The 19,345-nt window shown below is 68.7% G+C and carries 17 protein-coding genes; 7 read left to right on the top strand and 10 right to left on the bottom strand.

Annotated features, from left to right (window positions below; translation table 11 throughout):
• Positions 1-15: 15 nt before the first annotated feature.
• Positions 16-2,076: a hypothetical protein gene (locus HNR28_RS07275; RefSeq protein WP_151025273.1), complete on the bottom strand. Its 2,061-nt coding sequence runs from the start codon at positions 2,074-2,076 to the stop codon at positions 16-18.
• Between the two features lie 5 nt (positions 2,077-2,081).
• Entirely contained in the window at positions 2,082-2,930 is an 849-nt protein-coding gene (locus HNR28_RS07270) for an SH3 domain-containing protein (RefSeq protein WP_151025272.1), read from the bottom strand.
• A gap of 282 nt (positions 2,931-3,212) precedes the next feature.
• Here HNR28_RS07270 and HNR28_RS07265 point away from each other — a divergent pair, with 282 nt between their 5' ends.
• From HNR28_RS07265 to HNR28_RS07255, 3 genes are all read left to right on the top strand, one after another.
• Positions 3,213-4,016 carry a thiazole synthase gene (locus HNR28_RS07265; RefSeq protein WP_043685690.1) on the top strand — a complete coding sequence of 268 codons (804 nt, stop codon included), beginning with the start codon at positions 3,213-3,215 and terminating at the stop codon, positions 4,014-4,016.
• A 71-nt stretch (positions 4,017-4,087) separates the two neighbouring features.
• Positions 4,088-4,912: a bifunctional hydroxymethylpyrimidine kinase/phosphomethylpyrimidine kinase gene (thiD, locus tag HNR28_RS07260; protein WP_151025271.1), complete on the top strand. Its 825-nt coding sequence runs from the start codon at positions 4,088-4,090 to the stop codon at positions 4,910-4,912.
• A gap of 87 nt (positions 4,913-4,999) precedes the next feature.
• Positions 5,000-5,680: a protein-L-isoaspartate O-methyltransferase family protein gene (locus HNR28_RS07255; RefSeq protein WP_043680156.1), complete on the top strand. Its 681-nt coding sequence runs from the start codon at positions 5,000-5,002 to the stop codon at positions 5,678-5,680.
• A 51-nt stretch (positions 5,681-5,731) separates the two neighbouring features.
• On the opposite strand, the gene rfaE2 is transcribed toward HNR28_RS07255, so the two are convergent.
• From rfaE2 to ubiE, 5 genes are all read right to left on the bottom strand, one after another.
• A complete protein-coding gene (rfaE2, locus tag HNR28_RS07250; RefSeq protein WP_151025270.1) occupies positions 5,732-6,220 on the bottom strand; it encodes a D-glycero-beta-D-manno-heptose 1-phosphate adenylyltransferase in 489 nt (162 codons plus the stop codon).
• Positions 6,220-7,785, bottom strand: coding sequence for a ubiquinone biosynthesis regulatory protein kinase UbiB (ubiB, locus tag HNR28_RS07245; RefSeq protein WP_043680152.1), 1,566 nt, complete (start codon positions 7,783-7,785; stop codon positions 6,220-6,222). The genes rfaE2 and ubiB overlap by 1 nt, the downstream gene beginning before the upstream one ends.
• Complete coding sequence (locus HNR28_RS07240; protein ID WP_151025269.1) at positions 7,779-8,405, bottom strand: ubiquinone biosynthesis accessory factor UbiJ; 627 nt, start codon at positions 8,403-8,405, stop codon at positions 7,779-7,781. The genes ubiB and HNR28_RS07240 overlap by 7 nt, the downstream gene beginning before the upstream one ends.
• 204 nt (positions 8,406-8,609) lie before the next feature.
• Complete coding sequence (locus tag HNR28_RS07235; protein WP_184142679.1) at positions 8,610-9,593, bottom strand: Tim44 domain-containing protein; 984 nt, start codon at positions 9,591-9,593, stop codon at positions 8,610-8,612.
• A 314-nt stretch (positions 9,594-9,907) separates the two neighbouring features.
• Positions 9,908-10,672, bottom strand: coding sequence for a bifunctional demethylmenaquinone methyltransferase/2-methoxy-6-polyprenyl-1,4-benzoquinol methylase UbiE (gene ubiE, locus HNR28_RS07230; RefSeq protein WP_151025593.1), 765 nt, complete (start codon positions 10,670-10,672; stop codon positions 9,908-9,910).
• Between the two features lie 177 nt (positions 10,673-10,849).
• On the opposite strand from ubiE, the gene phoB reads away from it, so the two are divergent.
• A complete protein-coding gene (phoB, locus tag HNR28_RS07225) occupies positions 10,850-11,545 on the top strand; it encodes a phosphate regulon transcriptional regulator PhoB (protein WP_151025592.1) in 696 nt (231 codons plus the stop codon).
• Positions 11,542-12,888 carry a phosphate regulon sensor histidine kinase PhoR gene (phoR, locus tag HNR28_RS07220; protein ID WP_151025591.1) on the top strand — a complete coding sequence of 449 codons (1,347 nt, stop codon included), beginning with the start codon at positions 11,542-11,544 and terminating at the stop codon, positions 12,886-12,888. Before phoB ends, phoR begins: the two co-directional genes overlap by 4 nt.
• Positions 12,889-12,969: 81 nt before the next feature.
• Here phoR and ilvA read toward each other — a convergent pair whose 3' ends face one another.
• Positions 12,970-14,478, bottom strand: a complete 1,509-nt coding sequence (ilvA, locus tag HNR28_RS07215; protein WP_151024342.1) for a threonine ammonia-lyase, biosynthetic — start codon at positions 14,476-14,478, stop codon at positions 12,970-12,972.
• 159 nt (positions 14,479-14,637) lie between these two features.
• On the opposite strand from ilvA, the gene HNR28_RS07210 reads away from it, so the two are divergent.
• Positions 14,638-16,587 (top strand): bifunctional diguanylate cyclase/phosphodiesterase, encoded by a 1,950-nt coding sequence (locus tag HNR28_RS07210; RefSeq protein ID WP_211369290.1) that lies wholly within the window; start codon positions 14,638-14,640, stop codon positions 16,585-16,587.
• Between the two features lie 75 nt (positions 16,588-16,662).
• On the opposite strand, the gene HNR28_RS07205 is transcribed toward HNR28_RS07210, so the two are convergent.
• Positions 16,663-17,604, bottom strand: coding sequence for an N-carbamoyl-D-amino-acid hydrolase (locus HNR28_RS07205; RefSeq protein WP_151024341.1), 942 nt, complete (start codon positions 17,602-17,604; stop codon positions 16,663-16,665).
• Between the two features lie 25 nt (positions 17,605-17,629).
• Positions 17,630-18,310 (bottom strand): aspartate/glutamate racemase family protein, encoded by a 681-nt coding sequence (locus HNR28_RS07200; protein WP_151024340.1) that lies wholly within the window; start codon positions 18,308-18,310, stop codon positions 17,630-17,632.
• A 104-nt stretch (positions 18,311-18,414) separates the two neighbouring features.
• Between HNR28_RS07200 and HNR28_RS07195 the strand changes: the two genes are divergently transcribed.
• Positions 18,415-19,299 (top strand): LysR substrate-binding domain-containing protein, encoded by an 885-nt coding sequence (locus tag HNR28_RS07195; protein ID WP_151024339.1) that lies wholly within the window; start codon positions 18,415-18,417, stop codon positions 19,297-19,299.
• Positions 19,300-19,345 lie beyond the last annotated feature (46 nt).

Here is a 19,345-nt window from a genome sequence, read left to right as displayed (position 1 = left end):
TTCGTCCTCTCCACCTTACCTGGCTCGTGCCTGATCGATCAACGCCCGAGCAGACTCCGGCGTCCAATCTGACCGCCCCGACAGCAAGCGCATCACCGTCAGGGGCTCGGCCAAGTCCGCGCACCCTTTTTCTTCGCACACCCGCAGGCCGCCTGCCGGATCCGGTGTCACCACCGTCAGCGCAAGGCCATCCGCATCCTGACGCGTTTCATCCACGCGTGCCTCACCGGCGACGACATACCAGGCTTCTTTCACCTCCTTGAGACCCGCGATCCGTAGATCGTAGGGGAAGTCGACCTTGGCCTCGTCGCCGTCACGGCCGCTGACATGGACGATCCGCCGGAAAGGAATGGAGCCGCCGCCATACAAACGCGCATAGACGCCACCCTGCAATGGAATATAGCGGTCAGATCTGACGAAATGGCGCTTCAATGCGCCGTCCGGGCCTCGCCGGGCTTCCGCCACCAGATTCTCGTATTGCCGCAACTGGTGCTCGGCCTCGCGAGCCTGGCTTTCCAGTTCCCGACGCTTTTCCCAGGCCAATTGCTGTTGGCGCTGCTGCTCCTGGAACTCCGCCTGACGCTTGCGCTCGCGCTCCTCGTCAGCCCGCCGCTTTTCACGCGCGAAGACGTAGTTGACGCCCTGATCCAGCCGGAACCTCCACTCGCCAACCGCCTGGCGCTGCCGGTAATTCCAGGCCCGGTCCGCATTAATGGCATACATCATGCGCTCTCGATCCTGGTTGACGACCCCTTCCAGACTATCGGCAAACCGGACGCTCACTTCTGTCGCATCCGGCAAGGCGACGTTCTGCAAGGCATGTAGCGCCGCATCGACCTGCCGGGAAATATCCGCCGCCTGACGAAAGCTGGACTCCTGAGCAGTCAATACGTCCAGGTCCGGCCGCACTCGCAGAGGCAGCAAACCCGATCCCCATGCAAACACTGCGGCTCGCAGGAGAAAGTACGACTGGTCCTTCGCGTCATGGCCCAGGCTGAACCAGACCACATCCTGGCCATTGGTCCCTGCCAGCCGGGCTGACTGGACCGGCGTGTTGAAGGCATAGCCATCAAGGAAATAAACCTTGCGCTCCTGCGAGATTACCGCGCCATCGGACCGCCGCAGCGTCAGGCCGCCCACACCTTGGGCACGGCCCGCCGCATCGCAGCTCAGGCCCGAACTCAGCAGAGAGACATATTTGGCATCCTCGTCATCCAGACGATAGCCGATCCGGACTTTGCAGCCGTTCTGATCCGACAACTCTCGGATGAATGAAGACTTCGCCAGAACATCCGCTTCGCTTTCCGGTTGCCAATCACCCACGGTAAAACCAGCCGGTCCCAGGCTGGCGTATCGCGCGGCCTGCGCCCGAACGGCTACCGCAGCCGCATTTTCAGTCTCCGCCTGCGGGGCCTGGGATTTCGCTTGTGGCTGTGGCTGTGGCTGTGGCTGTGGCTGTGGCTGTGGCTGTGGCTGTGGCTGTGGCTGTGGCTGTGGCTGTGGCTGTGGCTGTGCAGCGGCAGTCTGCTCCACCGCGCCCTTCGCCGCAACGGCCGGCGAGGCGGATGGAGCATCGGCCTGCCCGGCGGCCGGCGCCGCGGCCGATGCGGGCGCCGCCGGAAGCTGCGCCACGGCGGGAACTGGAGCGACGGCGGGCGTCGGCGCAACTTCAGGCGCAGGTGCCGCGGACGCTACAGGAGCGGACCCCACGAGAACAGGCGACGAGACCGCGGCCATAACCGGCCTCCAATGTTCTGCCTTGCTGCCGCTGCCCTCAGCCACCGCCTTGCCCGCTCCATCCTGGCTGCGCCAGGTCACGGTCTCGGCCTGCGGGCATTGCTGTCCGAGCAAGGCGCCCAGCTTGGGAAGCAGGCGCTCCAGCGCAGCCGGATCCGGCGCACCATGATAGACGACCCGCAGATCCGGGGTGGCGGAGCACCAGGGCGCACCCGCCGCATGCTCGACGAAGATCTCGACGTTTTCCGCCTTGGAGAAAGCCAGGCGGAAGGAATCGGCCCATGCCGGACCCCATGCGAAAGCACCCGCCAGGGCGACGGCAAGGACACGCTGATTCATGAGCCTCACCCGATCTGCCACGCGCCGTCGGGAGCCTGGCAGGCATTGACCGTCTTGGACTCGCTGCCCTTGGCCGTCGTGACGTCATACTGCATGGTGCGGCACGTCGTCTGCACGGCCACCTGCTCGACCACCGGCCGGGCAGGCTCGATGGTGTCCAAGTCAAAGCCCTGCGTCCTGGCCTGGGCCACCGAGATCCCGTCCAGGTCCACCGCCTGATCCGCCTTGGCGACAACAACCGGCTTGACCAACGGACCATACACATAGCCCACCGTCACCCCCTTGCGGCCCACGGCGATCCAGTTGTCGCTGGTGCGGCCCAGCGCCGTGAACGTCTGACCGCTGGCCAGACCGCCCACCTTGGTGGCCGAGGCCGTCGGCGCCGCACGCAGATTGACCGACGAGGCTGCCTGCCAGGTCTCGTTGAGCGCCGCCAGGTTCTGCACCTGGACGATCTTTTCGGAACGCTTGACGGTTGCCTGCTGCGTTTTGGTTTCGGACGACACAGGCCGGATCACGGCGGATGCGCCGCTATGATCGGACGTCCAGGTTTCCGTCTGGCCGCTGGCGAGCGCGCGCTGGGTGCTTGCCGCCAGTGCCTCCTGGTCCTGGGCGTCCAGGCTGGAGCCGATCCAATTGCCCAGCGCGCCGCCAGCGAAGGCGCCGACGATCATCGCCACTGTCCGGCCCGACCCGCCACCGATCTGGCTGCCCAGCAACACCCCCGCCACGGCGCCGACGGCCGTGCCGATCGACTGTTTGGTCCCCCAGCCGCCGCTGCCATCCGTTGCGCAGCCGGCGGCGAAAACGGACGCAACCAGCACGGCGGCCAGCGCCTTCTTGTTCCCCTTCATCTGGCTTCTCCCATGTTGAAACCCGTCGGCTCCATCGGCCGATAGCCGGCGCGGTCCCGCGCGACATCGCTCAATCAGCCAAGCCCGTGCCATCTTAAACGGTGCGCAGCCGTTCACACAAATTTACAAAATAGCCTTTTGTCATATCTCCTTTCCCAAACGGCGCACAGTCTTCGCACAACGCCCCCCTGGCGTGCAAGACCAATCCAGAATCCAAATGGATTATCCTTACGAACGAGCCGGGCCAAGACGAGCCCCACGCGCCATGCCACGAACACACCCATGACCTCCCCAGACACCCTCACCATCGCCGACCGCGTCTTCCATTCCCGCCTGCTGGTCGGCACCGGCAAATACCGCGACTTCAGCCAGACCCGCGAGGCCATCGAGGCCAGCGGCGCCGAGATCGTCACCGTCGCCATCCGCCGCACCAACATCGGCCAGAACCCGGGCGAGCCCAACCTGCTGGATTTCCTGTCGCCGGACCGCTACACCATCCTGCCGAACACGGCTGGCTGCTACACCGCCGAGGACGCCGTGCGCACGCTGCGCCTGGCGCGCGAGCTGCTGGACGGCCACAACCTGGTCAAGCTCGAAGTCCTGGGCGACTCCGGCAACCTGTTCCCCAACATGCCGGAAACCCTGGCCGCCGCGCGCACGCTGGTGGCCGACGGCTTCCAGGTCATGGTGTATTGCAGCGACGACCCGATCCAGTGCCGCATGCTGGAAGACATCGGCGTGGCGGCGGTGATGCCGCTGGCCTCGCTGATCGGCTCGGGCATGGGCATCGTCAACCCCTGGAACCTGCGCCTGATCATCGACCAGGCCCGCGTCCCGGTGCTGGTGGACGCCGGCGTGGGCACGGCCTCGGATGCCGCCATCGCCATGGAACTGGGCTGCGACGCGATCCTGATGAACACCGCCATCGCCGGCGCGCGCGACCCGATCCGCATGGCGCGCGCCATGCGCCTGGGCGTGGAGGCCGGACGCGAGGCCTACCTGGCAGGCCGCATCAAGCGCAAGTACTACGACGCCGATCCCAGTTCGCCCACCGAAGGCCTGCTGCCCTCGACCCGGGCCGCCTGAGCCCTCGGCCGCGCACGCCGGGGCGCGCCAGCGCCAGCCCCGGCCCCGGCCCCATCCGCACGGAGCCTGCGATGATCCCCAATACCCTGTCGATTGCCGGCGTGGACCCCTCGGGCGGGGCCGGCGTCCTCGCCGACGTCAAGACCATGAGCGCCCTGGGCGCCTACGGCATGGCCGTGATCGCCGCGCTGACCGCGCAGAACACGCAGGCGGTCACCGGCATTTTCCCCGTGCCGCCGGAATTCGTCGCAACCCAGATCGACACGCTGTTCGCCGACGTGCGCGTGGACGCCGTGAAGATCGGCATGCTGGGCCAGGCCGGCGTCACCCGCGTCGTGGCCGACCGGCTGGCGCACTGGAAGCCGGCGCACCTGGTGCTGGACCCGGTGATGGTCGCCAAGAGCGGCGACCACCTGCTGGAACGCCAGGCCGTGGACGCCCTGCGCGAAGGCCTGATCCCGCTGGCCACCGTCATCACCCCCAACCTGCCCGAAGCCGGCGTGCTGCTGGGCCAGAGCCCCGCCGACAACCTCAAGGACATGCGCCGCGTCGCCGAGCGCCTGCGCCGGCTGCTGGCCGACGACGGCGAGCGCTGGGTCTTCCTGAAAGGCGGACACCTGCCGGGCGACGACACCATCGACCTGCTGCACGACGGCGACCGGCTGATCGAGCTGCCGGGCCGGCGCATCGACACGCCCAACACCCACGGCACCGGCTGCACGCTGTCGGCGGCGATGGCCGCCCTGCTGCCGCGCGCCCCGGGCGTGCCCGAGGCCGCGCGGCATGCCAAGGCCTGGCTGGAACGCGCCATCGCCGCCTCCGGCCAGCTCCAGGTCGGCTCGGGCCACGGGCCGGTGCATCACTTCCACGCCCTGTGGCCCAAGCCGCAAGACTGACCCGCCTCAAAGCCATCGGCCGGGTCGCTGGCCTATAATCGGACTCGAATCAACCTCAGTCGAATCAACCTCAGGTACTCCCGCGACATGAACGTCAACGACATCGCCGACGCCGATCGTGCCCGCTTCAACATGGTCGAACAGCAGATCCGCCCCTGGAACGTCCAGGACGAACGGGTGCTGCAGGCCGTCTTCGACATGCCCCGCGAACGCTTCGTCCCGCCGCAGATGCGCGCCCTGGCCTTCACGGACACGGAACTGCCGCTGGTGATCGACGGCGTCGACACCCGCGAGACCATGCTGTCCCCCAAGGTCGAGGCCAGGCTGGCCGAGGAACTGCGGCTCCAGCCCACGGACTGCGTGCTGGAAATCGGCACGGGCTCGGGCTACCAGGCCGCCCTGCTGTCGCGGCTGTGCCAGCAGGTCACCAGCATCGAGCTCGAAAGCCGCCTGTCGGCCTTCGCGCAGGCGAACCTCGCACGCAGCCAGGTCGCCAACGTCACCGTGGAAACGGGCGACGCGCATGCCGGCTGGGGCACGGCCGAATACGACGCCATCCTGATCACCGGCTCGGTCCCCTCGGTGCCCGACGCGCTGAAATACCAGCTGGCCGTGGGCGGCCGCATGGTGGCCATCGTCGGCCACAGCCCGATCATGACGGTGTGCCGCATCACGCGCACCAGCGCCGCCAACTTCGAGACCGACTCGATCTTCGACACCTACGTGAAGCCCCTGCGCGGCACGGCGCGGTCGCGCTTCAAATTCTGACGCGCGCCGCGTTCCGTTTCCAGCGAGCCCCGCATGCGGGGCTCGTGCGTTTCAGGTCCGGATCTTGCGCAGCAGCGCCGTGGTCGAGCGCTGGTGCTCGAACGGGATGGCCACGGCCCGCCCGCCCCAGCCGCGCACCACGGCGGTCTCGGGCAGCGCGTCCATGTCGTAGTCGCCGCCCTTGACGATCACGTCGGGCCGCAGGGCCTGGATCAGTTCCAGCGGCGTGTCCTCGGGAAACAGCACCACCCCGTCCACGCAGGCCAGCGCGGCCAGCAGCGCGGCGCGGTCGTCCTGGCCGTTCAGGGGGCGGTCCTCGCCCTTGCCCAGGCGGCGCACGGACTCGTCCGTGTTCACCCCCACGATCAGCGAGGCGCCCAGGCGGGCGGCCCGGTCCAGGTAGGTGACGTGCCCGCGGTGCAGGATGTCGAACACGCCGTTGGTGAAGATCAGCGGGCGCGACAGGCGTCCCTCGCGCACCGCCCGCACGCAGGCCGCGCGATCGAGGATCTTGGACTCGAAGGCGGGAGGCGCCGCCATCAGAAGCCGCCGCCGCGCGTCAGCGCCCAGATCGCCACGCCCAGCCCGGCCGCCAGGATGCCGCACAGCACCGCCAGCAGGCGGTTGGAGCGGTCCTGGGCCTGGCGCAGCCGTTCGAGTTCGGCCCGCATCGCCGGCCCCGCATCGGGATGGTTCAGGCGGGCATAGACCAGGCGGGGGATCTGCGGCAGGATCTGCGCCCACTGGCTGGCTTCCTGGTCCAGGCGCTGGCGCAGGCCGCGCAGGCCGACGCGCTGGTGCATCCATTTTTCCAGGAAGGGCTTGGCGGTCTGCCAGAGGTCCAGGTTCGGATCCAGCTCGCGCCCCATGCCTTCCACGTTGAGCAGCGTCTTCTGCAGCAGCACCAGCTGGGGCTGGATCTCGACGTTGAAGCGGCGCGAGGTCTGGAACAGGCGCAGCAGCACCTGCCCCAGGGAGATTTCCGCCAATGGCCGGTCGAAATAGGGCTCGCAGACGGCGCGCACGGCGCCCTCCAGCTCTTCTTCGCGGGTGGAGGGCGGCACCCAGCCGGACTCGATGTGCAGCTGGGCCACCCGGCGGTAGTCGCGCCGGAAGAAGGCGAGGAAATTCTGCGCCAGGTAGTTCTTGTCGAATTCCGACAGGGAGCCGACGATGCCGAAATCCAGGGCGATGTAGCGCCCCAGGGTGTCCGGATCGTCGGACACGTAGATGTTGCCCGGGTGCATGTCGGCGTGGAAGAAGCCGTCCGTGAACACCTGCATGAAGAAGATCTCGACCCCCTGGCGGGCCAGCAGCGGGATGTCCACGCCCAGCGCGCGCAGGCGTTCGACCTGGCTGACCGGCACGCCGCGCATGCGTTCCATGGTGAAGACCTGGCTGGCGCAGTATTCCCAGACGACCTCGGGCACCCGCAGCAGATGGGCGCGGCCGGTGTCGGGGCCGAAATTGCGCCGCAGCTGGCTGCAGTTCGCGGCCTCGCGGATCAGGTCCAGCTCGTCGTGCAGGTATTTGTCGAATTCGGCCACGACTTCGCGCGGCTTGAGCCGCCGCCCGTCGGGCGCCAGCCGTTCGACCAGCCCGGCCAGCGCGCGCAGCAGCGTCAGGTCGCGCTCGATGGCCTCGCGCATCCCGGGACGCAGCACCTTGACCGCGACCTCGCGGCCGTCGTGCAGCACGGCGAAGTGCACCTGGGCGATCGAGGCCGAGGCCACGGGATCGCGCTCGAACCGGGCGAACAGGTTCTGCGGCGCGTCGCCCAGGGATTCGCGGATGATGGCGGCCGCCTGGTCGGACGGGAACGGTGGCACGCGGTCCTGGAGCCGGGCCAGCTCGTCGGCGATGTCCTGGGGCACCAGGTCGCGGCGCGTGGACAGGACCTGGCCGAACTTGACGTAGATCGGTCCCAGGGTTTCCAGGGCCAGGCGCAAGCGCTCGCCGCGCGGGCGGCGCGGCCGGCGGCCCAGGCAGACGATCTTCAGCAGCGTGTGCGCCCAGGGATGCTGGATGCCCGACAGGACCAGCTCGTCGAGCCGGTAGCGCAGGCCGATCCACAGGATGTAGGCCAGGCGCAGGAAGGTCAGCATGCCCCGCCCTCCAGCCGGCGCAGGCGGACATCGAGCCGTTCGAGCCGGGATTCGAGCGCCTGGCGCTCCGCCGCCCAGGCGCGGAAGTCCGCCGCCGGAACGCCCAGGCCGGATTCCTCGCCCAGGTATTCCGCCACGTTGTCCTGCGCCCGGCTTGCGGCCTGGCGCAGGCCGCCGGCCAGCGCGCGCGCGCCCCGGGTGAGGCGCACCGCCGCCACGTCGCCCACGACGCGCGCCAGATCGTCCTCCACGTCCCAGCGCAGGCCGCGCGCCAGATCGGACACCAGGTGGGCCAGGCCGGCGTCCCCCTGGATGCGGGCCAGGCCCGTGATCCCCGCCAGACCCTCGCCGCGCCAGGCGCCGGGCAGGTCGCGGCGGCGCTCGGGCGGGATGGACAGCACCACGTCGGGCACCACGGCCCGTGGGCAGTGCTGCAGGGCGCCGTCGGAGGCGATCGCGCACTGCAGCGTCCAGGGCTCGCCCGCCGTCAGGCGCAGCGACTTGCCGGCGTGGACCGCCAGCCGCTCGCGCGCCCAGGGTTCGCGGCGCAGCAGCGCGTTCAGCCCCCGGAGCAGGACATCGGAGGGGGACGGGAAGGGAAAGGGAAGAGGCATGATCATGAACGACGGGGCCGGGCGCGCCGGGCAGGAGCGGGCGCAGGCCCCAGTTTACCGGTTTTGAGCGCCGCGCACGCGGGCCGGAGCGCGCGTTCCGGGCCGTCGTCCGGGCCTCGCCCACGGCCTTTCACGCGAGCCGGAACGCAAACGGCCGCCCGCCCCGCATCCGGGGTCGGGCGGCCGCGAAGGCCGATCCGGCGCGTGGAATCAGCGCGCGTTGGTCTGCTGGATGCCGGCGAGCAGCCAGCCGGCGCCATCGGCCTTGTACAGGTTCCAGACTTCCTCGAAGTGGAAGGCCTCGGCCCCGGCCGATTCGCGCAGCATGCCGGAATAGCGCACGCTGGCCAGGTGGCCGCCGGCCACCGTCTCGATGCCCAGCAGCTCGGCGTTCAGCAGCACGACCTCGGTGCGGTTGCCTTCCTCGGGACCGGGCAGGCGCGGGGTGATCTCCGCCAGCAGGTCGTCGGTGAGGAATTCGCGCAGGCTGTCGCGGTTGCCCGCATCCCAGAGGGACTGGACGCGCGTGAACTGCTGCTTGGCCTGGTCCAGGAAGGCCGGCACGTCGAACCCGGCCGGGATGAACCAGGACGGATCCTGCTGCTGAACGGACGGCGCGGCCTCGATCACCGGCGCGGCGGATGCCCCCGCGGCCGGCTCGGACGCCGGGCGGCCGGGCATGCCGAAGCCCTGGCCGGAGGACGCCGACTGGCGGTAGCTGTTGGGCCCCTGCGCGGCGCCGGCGGCGGCACCGGCCAGCGGACGCTGGGCCCCGCGCAGGCGGCGCACCAGGAACATCACCGCGAAGACCACCAGGCCGATCAGCAGGGCGCTGGAGAGGAATTCCAGGAAGGCGCCGGACAGCCCCAGGCTGGACAGCAGGGCGGCGATGCCCAGGCCGGCGGCGATGCCGGCGATGGGGCCCAGCCAGCGGGACATGCCCGACTTGGCGGCGGCGCCCGCGGCCGCCGTGCCCGCAGCGGCCCCGGCGGCCGGCGCGGCGGCGCGCTGCGTGGTCTGGGCGGCCGGCGGCGTCACGGCCTGGCGCTGCTTGACGACGTTGGTGGACTGGCGGCCGAAGCTCATGCCGCCGCCCATGCGGCGGGCATGCGCATCCTGGGTCACGGCCAGCAGGGACAAGGCCGCCATCAGCAACAGGGTGGCGGCGGCCCAGCGGGGTAGACGAAGGTTCATGGAGTCTCCTGGGATGGCAGGGCCGGAGAATCCTGCGGATTCCGGCAACCTGACAGAAAGCTGAATGAACATGAAAGTTAACACAGATCAGGCCGGACCGCAGCGGGGAAATATCCCGAGAAACATCCGCTTGCAACAGAACGGAGGCGGCTGGGCGAACGCAGGCTGGGCGAACGCAGGCCGGGCGAACGCAGGCCGGGCACACGCAGGCCGGGCGCACGCGGGCCTGCACAGGCCGCCCGCGGGCGGCCCGGCGAAAAATGCGCACGGGTGCGGAAGGAAGGGCGCGGGCAGCCCGCGCCCGGGACGCGCGCTCAGTCGAGCCGGATGCCTTCGTGCAGGGCGACCACGCCGGCCGTCATGTTGAAGTACTGCACCCGGCCCAGGCCGGCCTCGCGCATCATGCCGGCCAGGGTCTCCTGGTCCGGATGCATGCGGATGGATTCGGCCAGGTAGCGGTAGCTGGCCTCGTCGCCGGCCACCAGCTGGCCCATTTTCGGCAGAATGTTGAAGGAATACCAGTCGTACGCGGGCGCCAGCGCCGGCGCCACGCGGGAAAATTCCAGCACCAGCAGCTTGCCGCCCGGCTTCAGCACGCGGCGCATTTCCGCCAGGGCGCGGTCCTTGTGCGTCATGTTGCGCAGGCCGAACGCCACCGACACGCGGTCGAAATACCGGTCCGGGAACGGCAGGCATTCGGCGTCGCAGACCGCCACCGGCGCGACCACGCCGCGATCCAGCAGGCGGTCGCGGCCCACGCGCAGCATGGAGTCGTTGATGTCGGTCAGCCAGACCTCGCCTTCGGGGCCAGCGCGGCGCGCGAAGGCGCGCGCCAGGTCGCCGGTGCCCCCGGCGATGTCCAGCACCCGCATGCCCGGGCGCACCTGGGCGCGGCCGATGGTGAAGGCCTTCCAGATGCGGTGCAGCCCGGCCGACATCAGGTCGTTCATCACGTCGTAGCGCGAGGCCACCGAATGGAAGACCTCGGCCACGCGGCGGGCCTTCTCCGATTCCTGGACGGTCTCGAAACCGAAATGCGTCTGCGGCCCCTGGCCGGCGTCTGGTGCGGGTGTGCTCATGATCCGCGTATCGTACCACCGTAAAAGGCCCCCACGCTGCGCAGGCTGCGCCCTATATGACAGCGTCACATCAGTGAAATAATGCGACCGTATGATGACACCCGTGCCGGAATGCGCCGCCCGCGCCCGGAACGGCGGGGCCCGCATTCCGGTCCCGCCGCCATGCGAGACTTCCCCATGCCCGCCACCATCCTGCTCATCGAAGACGAACCCGCCATCCAGGAACTGCTGTCCGTCAACCTGCAACACGCCGGCTACAGCGTGCGCAGCGCGCTGGACGCGCGTCAGGCGCAGGAACAGATCCAGCAGATCCTGCCCGACCTGATCCTGCTGGACTGGATGCTGCCCGACCAGCCCGGCATCCGCCTGGCCCGCCAGCTGCGCGGCGACGCCCGCACCCGCGACATCCCGCTCATCATGCTGACCGCGCGCGGCGCCGAACAGGACAAGGTGGACGGCCTGGAGGCCGGCGCCGACGACTACATCACCAAGCCCTTCTCCCCGCGCGAGCTGCTGGCGCGCATCAAGTCCTTGCTACGCCGCCGCGCGCCGCAGCACACCCCCGACCCCATCGAGGCCGGCGGACTGCGGCTGGAGCCGGATTCGCGGCGCGTGTCGGGCAACGGCCTGCCGCTGCCCATGGGGCCCACGGAATTCCGCCTGCTACACTTCCTCATGACGCATGCGGAGCGCGTATACAGCCGGAGCCAGCTGCTGGATCAGGTCTGGGGCGACCACGTCTTCGTCGAAGAACGCACGGTGGACGTCCACATCCGCCGCCTGCGCAAAGCCCTGTCGCCCGCCGGCCTGGAAGGCGCCATCCAGACCTCGCGCGGGGCGGGCTACCGTTTCAGCATCACGCATCCTCAATGAGCAAGACTCTCGTTTCCATCGCGCTCTGGGCGCTGGGCGGCTGGCTGCTGGGCGCCTGGCTGGGCGCCGCCACCGGCTGGGCCTTCTTCGCCCTGGGCCTGCTGCTGATGATCCTCGTCAGCGGCCTGCAGCTGTCGCGCATCGCCCGCTGGGTGCGCGCCATCGACGAGCCGCCGCCGCCCTCGGTCGGCCCGTGGGACGAGATCCTGGCGCCCATCTACCGCAAGCTGAAGCAGAACCGCCTGGACCTGCAGGACCGCACGCGCAGCTTCCACCGCGCCCTGCTGGCCGCCGAGGCCCTGCCCGACGGCGCCCTGACGCTGGATCCCCACAAGGCCCTGCAATGGTGCAACCAGACCGCGGCCAGCCACCTGGGGCTGGACCTGGAACGGGACCGCGGGCACAGCATCCTCAACATCGTGCGCGCGCCCGAATTCGCCCGCTACGCCGGCCAGGAGACCTGGGACCGCCCGCTGATCCTGCACCTGGGGCACGGCGGCGCGGCCCGCACCCTGTCGCTGCACCTGGCGCCCTACGGCGTCGGCCAGTTCCTGATGGTCACGCGCGACATCACCCAGATCGAGCGGCTGGAGAACACCCGCAAGGACTTCGTCGCCAACGTCTCGCACGAACTGCGCACGCCGCTCACCGTGCTGTCGGGCTTCGTCGAGACCCTGCAGGACCTGCCCGGCGATGCCCTGACCGGCGAACAGCGCCGCCACTACCTGGACCTGATGGCGCAGCAGACCCGCAACATGCAGGCCCTGGTGTCCGACCTGCTCACCCTGTCCTCGCTGGAATCGACTCCCAACCAGGAAGGCGGCCCCGTGCCCGTCGCGGCCCTGGTGCGCACCGCCCTGGCCCAGGCCCAGGCCCTGTCCGGCGGGCGCCACACCTTCGACGCGCGGCTGGACGAGACCCTGCGCATCCGCGGCCAGGACACCGAGCTGGCCTCGGCGATCGGCAACCTGCTGACCAACGCCGTGCGCTACACCCCGCCGGGCGGGTCCATCACGGTCCTGTGGGAGCCGGCGCCCGGCGGCGGCGCCGCCTGCCGCGTGCGGGACACCGGCATCGGCATCGATTCCGCCGACATCCCGCGCCTGACGGAGCGCTTCTTCCGGGCCGACCGGGGCCGCTCGCGCGCCACCGGCGGCACCGGCCTGGGCCTGGCCATCGCCAAGCACGTCGTCATGCGCCACGATGCCACGCTGGACATCCGCAGCACGCCGGGCGAAGGCAGCGTCTTCAGCATCCTCTTTCCGGCGGCGCGCGTCTGCCCGCCCGCGGGCCCCGCCGCGCCAGCGCGGGATGCGGCGGGCCCGGCGACACGGGCGGCCTGACCGCGGCCGCGGCGGGCCGCGCGCCGCGGCCGGCTGCGGGTGGCGGGCTTCGGGTTGCCGGCTGCGGGGCGCAGCCGCAGGCTACAGGAACAGGCGGTAGGCCGGATTGTCGGTTTCGTTCCAGTACGGATAGCCCAGCGAGGACAGGAATTCCTTGAAGGCCTTCTTGTCGGCGGGCGGCACCTGGATGCCGACCAGGATGCGGCCGTAGTCGTCGCCCTGGTTGCGGTAATGGAACAGGCTGATGTTCCAGTCCGGATTCATGGCCCCCAGGAACTTCATCAGGGCGCCGGGCCGCTCGGGGAACTCGAAGCGGTACAGCACTTCGTTTTCGGCCAGGGCCGAGCGTCCCCCCACCATGTAGCGCAGGTGGGTCTTGGCCATCTCGTTGCTGGTCAGGTCCAGGGTGGGAAAGTCCCGCTTGCGGAAATGCGCCGCCAGTTTCTCGATTTCGGCTTCGGAGCGGATCTGCAGGCCGACGTAGACGTGCGCCTGCTCGGCGTCGGAAATCCGGTAGTTGAATTCCGTCACGGCGCGGTCGCCCACGGCCTCGCACAGGCGCAGGAAGCTGCCGCGCTTTTCCGGCAGGGTGATGGCGAACAGGGCCTCGCGCGCCTCGCCGACGTCGGCGCGCTCGGCCACGAAGCGCAGGCGGTCGAAATTCATGTTGGCGCCGCAGGTGATGGCCACCAGGGTCTTGCCCTTCCATTTGTGCTGCGCGGCGTAGCGCTTGGCCCCGGCCAGCGCCAGCGCGCCGGCGGGCTCCAGCACGCTGCGCGTGTCCTGGAACACGTCCTTGATCCCGGCACAGACGGCGTCGGTATCGACGGTGACGTAATCATCGACGTATTCGCGGGCCAGGCGGAAGGTCTCCTGGCCCACCTGCTTGACCGCCGTGCCGTCGGAGAACAGCCCCACGTCGGCGAGCCGCACCCGGCGCCCGGCCTGGATGCTGCGCACCATGGCGTCGGAATCCACCATCTGCACGCCGATGATCTTGATTTCCGGACGCAGCTGCTTGACGTAGGCCGCCACGCCGGAAATCAGGCCGCCGCCGCCGATGGCCACGAAGATCGCGTCGATGGGGCCGGGGTGCTGGCGCAGGATCTCCATGCCCACGGTGCCCTGGCCCGCGATCACGTCGGGGTCGTCGAAGGGGTGCACGAAGGTCAGCCCGTCGCGCGCCTGCAGTTCGGCGGCATGCTCGGCGGCATCGGTGAAACTGTCGCCGAACAGCACGACCTCGCCGCCCAGGGCGCGCACGGCGTCGATCTTGACCTGGGGCGTGGTCACCGGCATGACGATCACCGCCCGGCACTTCAGGCGGCTGGCGGCCAGGGCCACCCCCTGGGCGTGGTTGCCGGCCGACGCGGCGATGACGCCGCGCCGCAGCTCGTCCTCGCTCAGGTGCGCCATCTTGTTGTAGGCGCCGCGCAGCTTGAAGCTGAACACGGGCTGGGTGTCCTCGCGCTTGAGCAGCACGGTGTTGCCGATCCGCTTGGAAATCCGGGGCGCCAGGTCCAGTGCGGTTTCGTGGGCGACGTCATAGACTTTGGACGTCAGGATGCGTTTCAGATAATCGACGGACATGGCGCGAACGGCAGCAATTGGATACGGAATCGAAAAGAATATCATGTCCGTACCCCGCCCGCGCTCGACAAACCGGGTGGGGCGCCGTAAAGTTCTGTCACCCATGACAGGCGGAATTCGGGCGCGGATCGCGCCGGACACAGACGGGAGAGCCCTTCGATGACACTGTCCGTCAGGCCGGGCGGCAGCCGTACCTCTCAGGCTTCCGGCAGGACCGGATTCCGGCTGCCTGGCCTGTCCCTTCTGCAGCTGGTGGTCCTGCTGGTCTGCGCCGCGGCCATCGGCGCAATCTGGCTCACCACCCTGCAGCGCACCACCTTCGAGCGCGCCCAGGCCGTGACCGCCGCCATGCGCTCCAACGCCAACCTGGCCATCGCCCTGGAGCAGCAGGTGGCCCGTACCCTGAAGGAAGCTGAGCAGATCGCCGCGTTCGCCCGCCAGGCGTACCTGCGCGACGGCGCCGGGCTGGATCTGGCGCGCTGGGCCGAGCAGCGCATCATCCGGGACCAGGCCTTCACCATCCTCAGCATCGTCGACGCAACCGGCGCCGTCGTCACCAGCACCCAGGGCGCCAGCCGCGTCAACTACGCCGACCGCGACTTCTTCACGCAGCAGCGCGACAACCGCAAAGACACGCTCTACCTGGACCGCCCCGTCCTGGGCCGGATCTCCGGCCAGTGGCGCATCCCCATGTCCCTGCGCATCTCCAGAGCGGACGGCGGCTTCGGCGGCGTGGTGGTGATGTCGGTGGACCCCGCCAACTTCGCCACCCTCTACGGCGGGATCCGCCCGGGCCCCTCCGACATGCTGGAGATCGCCGGCCTGGACGGCGCCCTGCGCAGCCGCCTGGTCGGCACGCGCCCCACCTACGGCCTGGATTCCGGCAAACACCCCTGGAACCTGCGCCAGGCCACCCAGCCCGAGGGCTCGTTCGTGGACGACGGCCATTCCATCGACGGCGTCACCCGCATCATCAGCTACCGCACGATGAGCAGCTACCCGCTGATGATCACCGTCGGCACGGACTATGCCGAGGTCCTGGCCCCCGCCCGGCAGCGCCGCGAGACCTACCTGCTCCTCGCCGGCGGCGCGACGGCCGCCCTGGCCGGACTCGCCGTCCTGTTCCTCTTCCTGTCGCTGCGCCAGCGCACGGCCACCGAGGTCCTGGAGGCCAACGAGGCGCTGTTCCGCGCCACCTTCCACCAGGCGGCCATGGGCATCGCCCGTGTCGCGCCCGACGGCCGCCTCCTGGAGGTCAACGAAAAGTTCTGCCGCATGCTGGGCTACGAGGCGGACGAACTGCTCAAGCGCACCCTGTTCGACCTGGTCGATCCGGGCGACCGGGACGGCGCCCGCGCCTTCCTGAACGGCCGCCTGACGGCGCATTTCCTGGGGCCCCCGCCCGAAGTCGAGAAACCCTACCGGCGCCGCGACGGCAGCCTGCTCTGGGTCTGCGAGGCCCTCAGCGTCGTGCGCGACGCGGCCGGCCTGCCCGACTTCCTCGTCGCCGTCGTGCAGGACATCACGGCCCGCAAGAACCTGGAGACCCGCCTGTCGCACGACGCCCTGCACGACGCGCTGACCGGGCTGCCCAACCGCGTCATGTTCCAGGACCGCTGCGCCCGCGCCCTGGAGGCGGCCAACCGCCACAACGGCCTGGCGGCCGTGCTGTACCTGGACCTGGATGGCTTCAAGGAGGTCAACGACAGCCACGGCCACGCGATGGGCGACATCCTGCTGCAGCAGGTCGCCCGCCGTCTGGAACACTGCGTGCGCGCCGGCTCCGAGGACACCGCGTCCCGCTTCGGCGGCGACGAGTTCGGCATCGTGCTGGCGGGCCTGGACGACCTGGAAGGCTGCGAACGCGTCGCCCGCACGATCCTGGAGGCGCTGGCCCGCCCCTTCGACCTCGCCGACGACGTCCAGGTGCGGATTTCGGCCAGCATCGGCGCGGCGATCTACCCCCGGCACGGCCAGGACCCGGACGCCCTGGTGGCCCACGCCGACGCCGCCATGTACGCGGCCAAGCATTCCGGCAAGAACCGGTTCCGCTGGGAACCCCTGCCCAACGCGCCCGCGGATCAGAGCGCCTCGATGGCGCGACCGTAGTCCGCCCGGAGCCGGGCGCGGGCCGAGCCCCGGACATGCGGACCGGCCCTGGCGCCCCGGCGGCGGAAATGCGCCCTAGATGGCCTCTCCCGCCCCGACGCGATCCACGATCAGCCGGTAATGCTCAGGCCGGCGATGGCGCGCAAAATCGAAAATATTTTTTCTGAAATTTTCACCCATCGCCAGATCGATCGTGGCAGTGATGACCTCATCCTCTTCCGTGGCGGCCTGAGCCACGATTTCACCCGCGGGCGACACGATCACGGAGCCTCCGATCAAGTGAAAGCCGTCCTCGAAGCCGGTCTTTCCGGCGGCGGCCGCCCAGACGCAATTCTGATAAGCGCCCGATTGCATGGACAGCAAATGCGACTGCATGCGCAAATGCACCGGCTCCGGCCAGTGGATATTATGCGCGGGGGTGTTGTAGCCCAGCACGATCAGCTCGGCGCTCTGCAATCCCATGACACGCCAGGTTTCAGGCCAGCGGCGATCATTGCACAGGCACATGCCGGTACGGATGCCATCCATATTCCAGACTTTCCAGGTGTCTTCGCCGACATCGAAATACTTCTTTTCCAGATGCTGAAAAGGGGCGCCCGCTTTGTGGTCATCGTGTCCCGGCAAATGGATCTTTCGATATTTACCCACGATATTGGCCGATTTATCAACCAGGATCGAAGTGTTGTAGCGTTTACCCTCCGGGGTCAGTTCGGCATAGCCGAGGTAAAACCCGACGCCCAGACGCCGAGCCTCATCGAACAGGGGCTGCACATCCGCGTTAGGCATCTTTTTTTCAAAATAACGCGCTTCGACGTCTTCGAGGGGCATCCAATAACGCGGAAAGAACGTGGTCAGGGCCAGCTCGGGAAACACCACGAATCCGGCCCCTCGGCCATGCGCCTCACGCAGCATGTCCAGCAAGCGCCTGACCACGCTTGCGCGGCTGTCGGCCAGATCGATACCTCCTATCTGAGCCACGGCCAAGCCGAATTTGCGGGAAGGTATGTGTGCGTTCATATGTGCTCCAGTTCCAAAATCCGATTCAAAATCCCGGTGCCTGTCCAGCCACCCGCCCCATGGCCACGGCCACGGCCGCCAGGGTCGGATCCACGACCGGAACACCCAGGGCGTCTTCGAGCCAGGCACGGTATTGCGACATGCCGGCGCAGCCCAGCACCAACACATCGGCTCCGTCTTCCCGCACCAGCCGGCGGCCGACAGCCTGCATGCGCCGCCGAGTGGCTTCGGCATCCCGCAGCTGGGCGACAGCGAGGTCCAGGGGATATTCACCGGCAATGCGCGAAGCGATGCCGGCGGCGGCGTAGCCGCGCGCATGGCGGTCCATGAGGGTGGGCAATATGGCGATCACGCCTACTCGCCGCCCGAGGGCCAGGGCGGTCAGCAGACCACACTCATTGATGCCCAGCACAGGACGGACGGTCTTTTCACGCGCCAGATGAAGGCCGGGATCGCTGAAGCAGGCAATCACGAACGCGGCGGCGCAATCCCCCCGGCTCCGGGCCAGATCATCGATCATCCGCCCCACCAGCACAGCGGCCGCGGCCACGTCCTGTTCGTTCTGGATGCCGGCGGGTCCGTCATGCAACGTCATGCATTCGATGGCCGGCCCACCCTTCAGTTGAAACGGCACCAGACTTTCTTTCAGGCCCCGGGTGACATCCGTCAAACGATTCGGATTGATGACATAAATGGTTTTTTCCATAACCGCCCCATAACGATCCGATTCATTCTATCGTTGAAACCGCAATATCTTGATATACTCATTTGTCCCTCGGCATTAACCTTTTGTTATGGGCTCCGCAGGCCATGAATCTCAAGCAGATCAATACCTTCCGAGCCATCATGATCACCGGCACCATCAGTTCGGCAGCCAAGCTGCTATTCGTTTCGCAACCGGCGGTCAGCCGCCTGCTTGCGCATACCGAGCAGCAACTGGGTTATCCGTTATTCGAACGCATCAAGGGCCGGCTGTATCCCACCACCGAGGCGCGCCTGCTCTTCAATGAAGTGCAATCGGTTTACAGCGGCATTACGCGCATCTCCGCTCTGGCCCACCAGCTGGGTGAGAAAAAACAAGGCCTGTTGGGCATCGTCAGCAGCCCCAGCCTCGGTCACGGCCTGATGCCGCGCTGCATCGAGCGATTCACCCACCAGCACCCTGGCGTCCGCATCCGTCTGCGCACGCTCACCTACGATGCGCTGGTCCGCAGCATCCTCGACGGCGAAAGCGAAATCGGCCTGCTGTTCATGCCGGCCGCCCATCCCAACCTGAAATCCACCCAGGTCGGAGCCATTCCCCTGGTCTGCGTGCTGCCGGGCGGGCATCCACTGGCCGATCAACCGGCCATCGACCTGTCCGACCTGCAGGATCAGGCCATGATCGCCTACCGCAGCGGATCGCCCCTGGCCAAGGTGCTGTCCGATCTGTTCGGCGAAGGCCGGGAACCCGAGCGCATTCTGGTCGAGGTCGATGCCCAACAAAATGTCTGCGATCTGGTTTCACAGGGGCTTGGAGTCGGCATCGTGGATCAGGCCGTGGCCGCCGCCCAGACCAGCGACCGGCTCGTGGTAAGGCCCCTTCGGGACCGGCACACGCTGGAGCTCTATCTGGCCTGCTCCCGCTACGAACCGCTTCCCCTGCTGGCCCGTGCCTTTGGCCAGATCGTGGAGCAGGAAGCCGGTCTGCTCTGAACGGCGGACAGTCCGGTTCCCGCGCTCTTTCACGTCCGCGCCGCCC

The organism is Castellaniella defragrans (assembly GCF_014203015.1).
Taxonomy (GTDB): domain Bacteria; phylum Pseudomonadota; class Gammaproteobacteria; order Burkholderiales; family Burkholderiaceae_B; genus Castellaniella; species Castellaniella defragrans.
This window is presented reverse-complemented; position numbering and strand designations above follow the sequence as displayed.

Coding starts and splice junctions, on each gene's coding strand:
- HNR28_RS07275 (WP_151025273.1), bottom strand. CDS start 2,076: ATGAATCAGCGTGTCCTTGCCGTCGCCCTGGCGGGTGCTTTCGCATGG.
- HNR28_RS07270 (WP_151025272.1), bottom strand. CDS start 2,930: ATGAAGGGGAACAAGAAGGCGCTGGCCGCCGTGCTGGTTGCGTCCGTT.
- HNR28_RS07265 (WP_043685690.1), top strand. CDS start 3,213: ATGACCTCCCCAGACACCCTCACCATCGCCGACCGCGTCTTCCATTCC.
- thiD (WP_151025271.1), top strand. CDS start 4,088: ATGATCCCCAATACCCTGTCGATTGCCGGCGTGGACCCCTCGGGCGGG.
- HNR28_RS07255 (WP_043680156.1), top strand. CDS start 5,000: ATGAACGTCAACGACATCGCCGACGCCGATCGTGCCCGCTTCAACATG.
- rfaE2 (WP_151025270.1), bottom strand. CDS start 6,220: ATGGCGGCGCCTCCCGCCTTCGAGTCCAAGATCCTCGATCGCGCGGCC.
- ubiB (WP_043680152.1), bottom strand. CDS start 7,785: ATGCTGACCTTCCTGCGCCTGGCCTACATCCTGTGGATCGGCCTGCGC.
- HNR28_RS07240 (WP_151025269.1), bottom strand. CDS start 8,405: ATGATCATGCCTCTTCCCTTTCCCTTCCCGTCCCCCTCCGATGTCCTG.
- HNR28_RS07235 (WP_184142679.1), bottom strand. CDS start 9,593: ATGAACCTTCGTCTACCCCGCTGGGCCGCCGCCACCCTGTTGCTGATG.
- ubiE (WP_151025593.1), bottom strand. CDS start 10,672: ATGAGCACACCCGCACCAGACGCCGGCCAGGGGCCGCAGACGCATTTC.
- phoB (WP_151025592.1), top strand. CDS start 10,850: ATGCCCGCCACCATCCTGCTCATCGAAGACGAACCCGCCATCCAGGAA.
- phoR (WP_151025591.1), top strand. CDS start 11,542: ATGAGCAAGACTCTCGTTTCCATCGCGCTCTGGGCGCTGGGCGGCTGG.
- ilvA (WP_151024342.1), bottom strand. CDS start 14,478: ATGTCCGTCGATTATCTGAAACGCATCCTGACGTCCAAAGTCTATGAC.
- HNR28_RS07210 (WP_211369290.1), top strand. CDS start 14,638: ATGACACTGTCCGTCAGGCCGGGCGGCAGCCGTACCTCTCAGGCTTCC.
- HNR28_RS07205 (WP_151024341.1), bottom strand. CDS start 17,604: ATGAACGCACACATACCTTCCCGCAAATTCGGCTTGGCCGTGGCTCAG.
- HNR28_RS07200 (WP_151024340.1), bottom strand. CDS start 18,310: ATGGAAAAAACCATTTATGTCATCAATCCGAATCGTTTGACGGATGTC.
- HNR28_RS07195 (WP_151024339.1), top strand. CDS start 18,415: ATGAATCTCAAGCAGATCAATACCTTCCGAGCCATCATGATCACCGGC.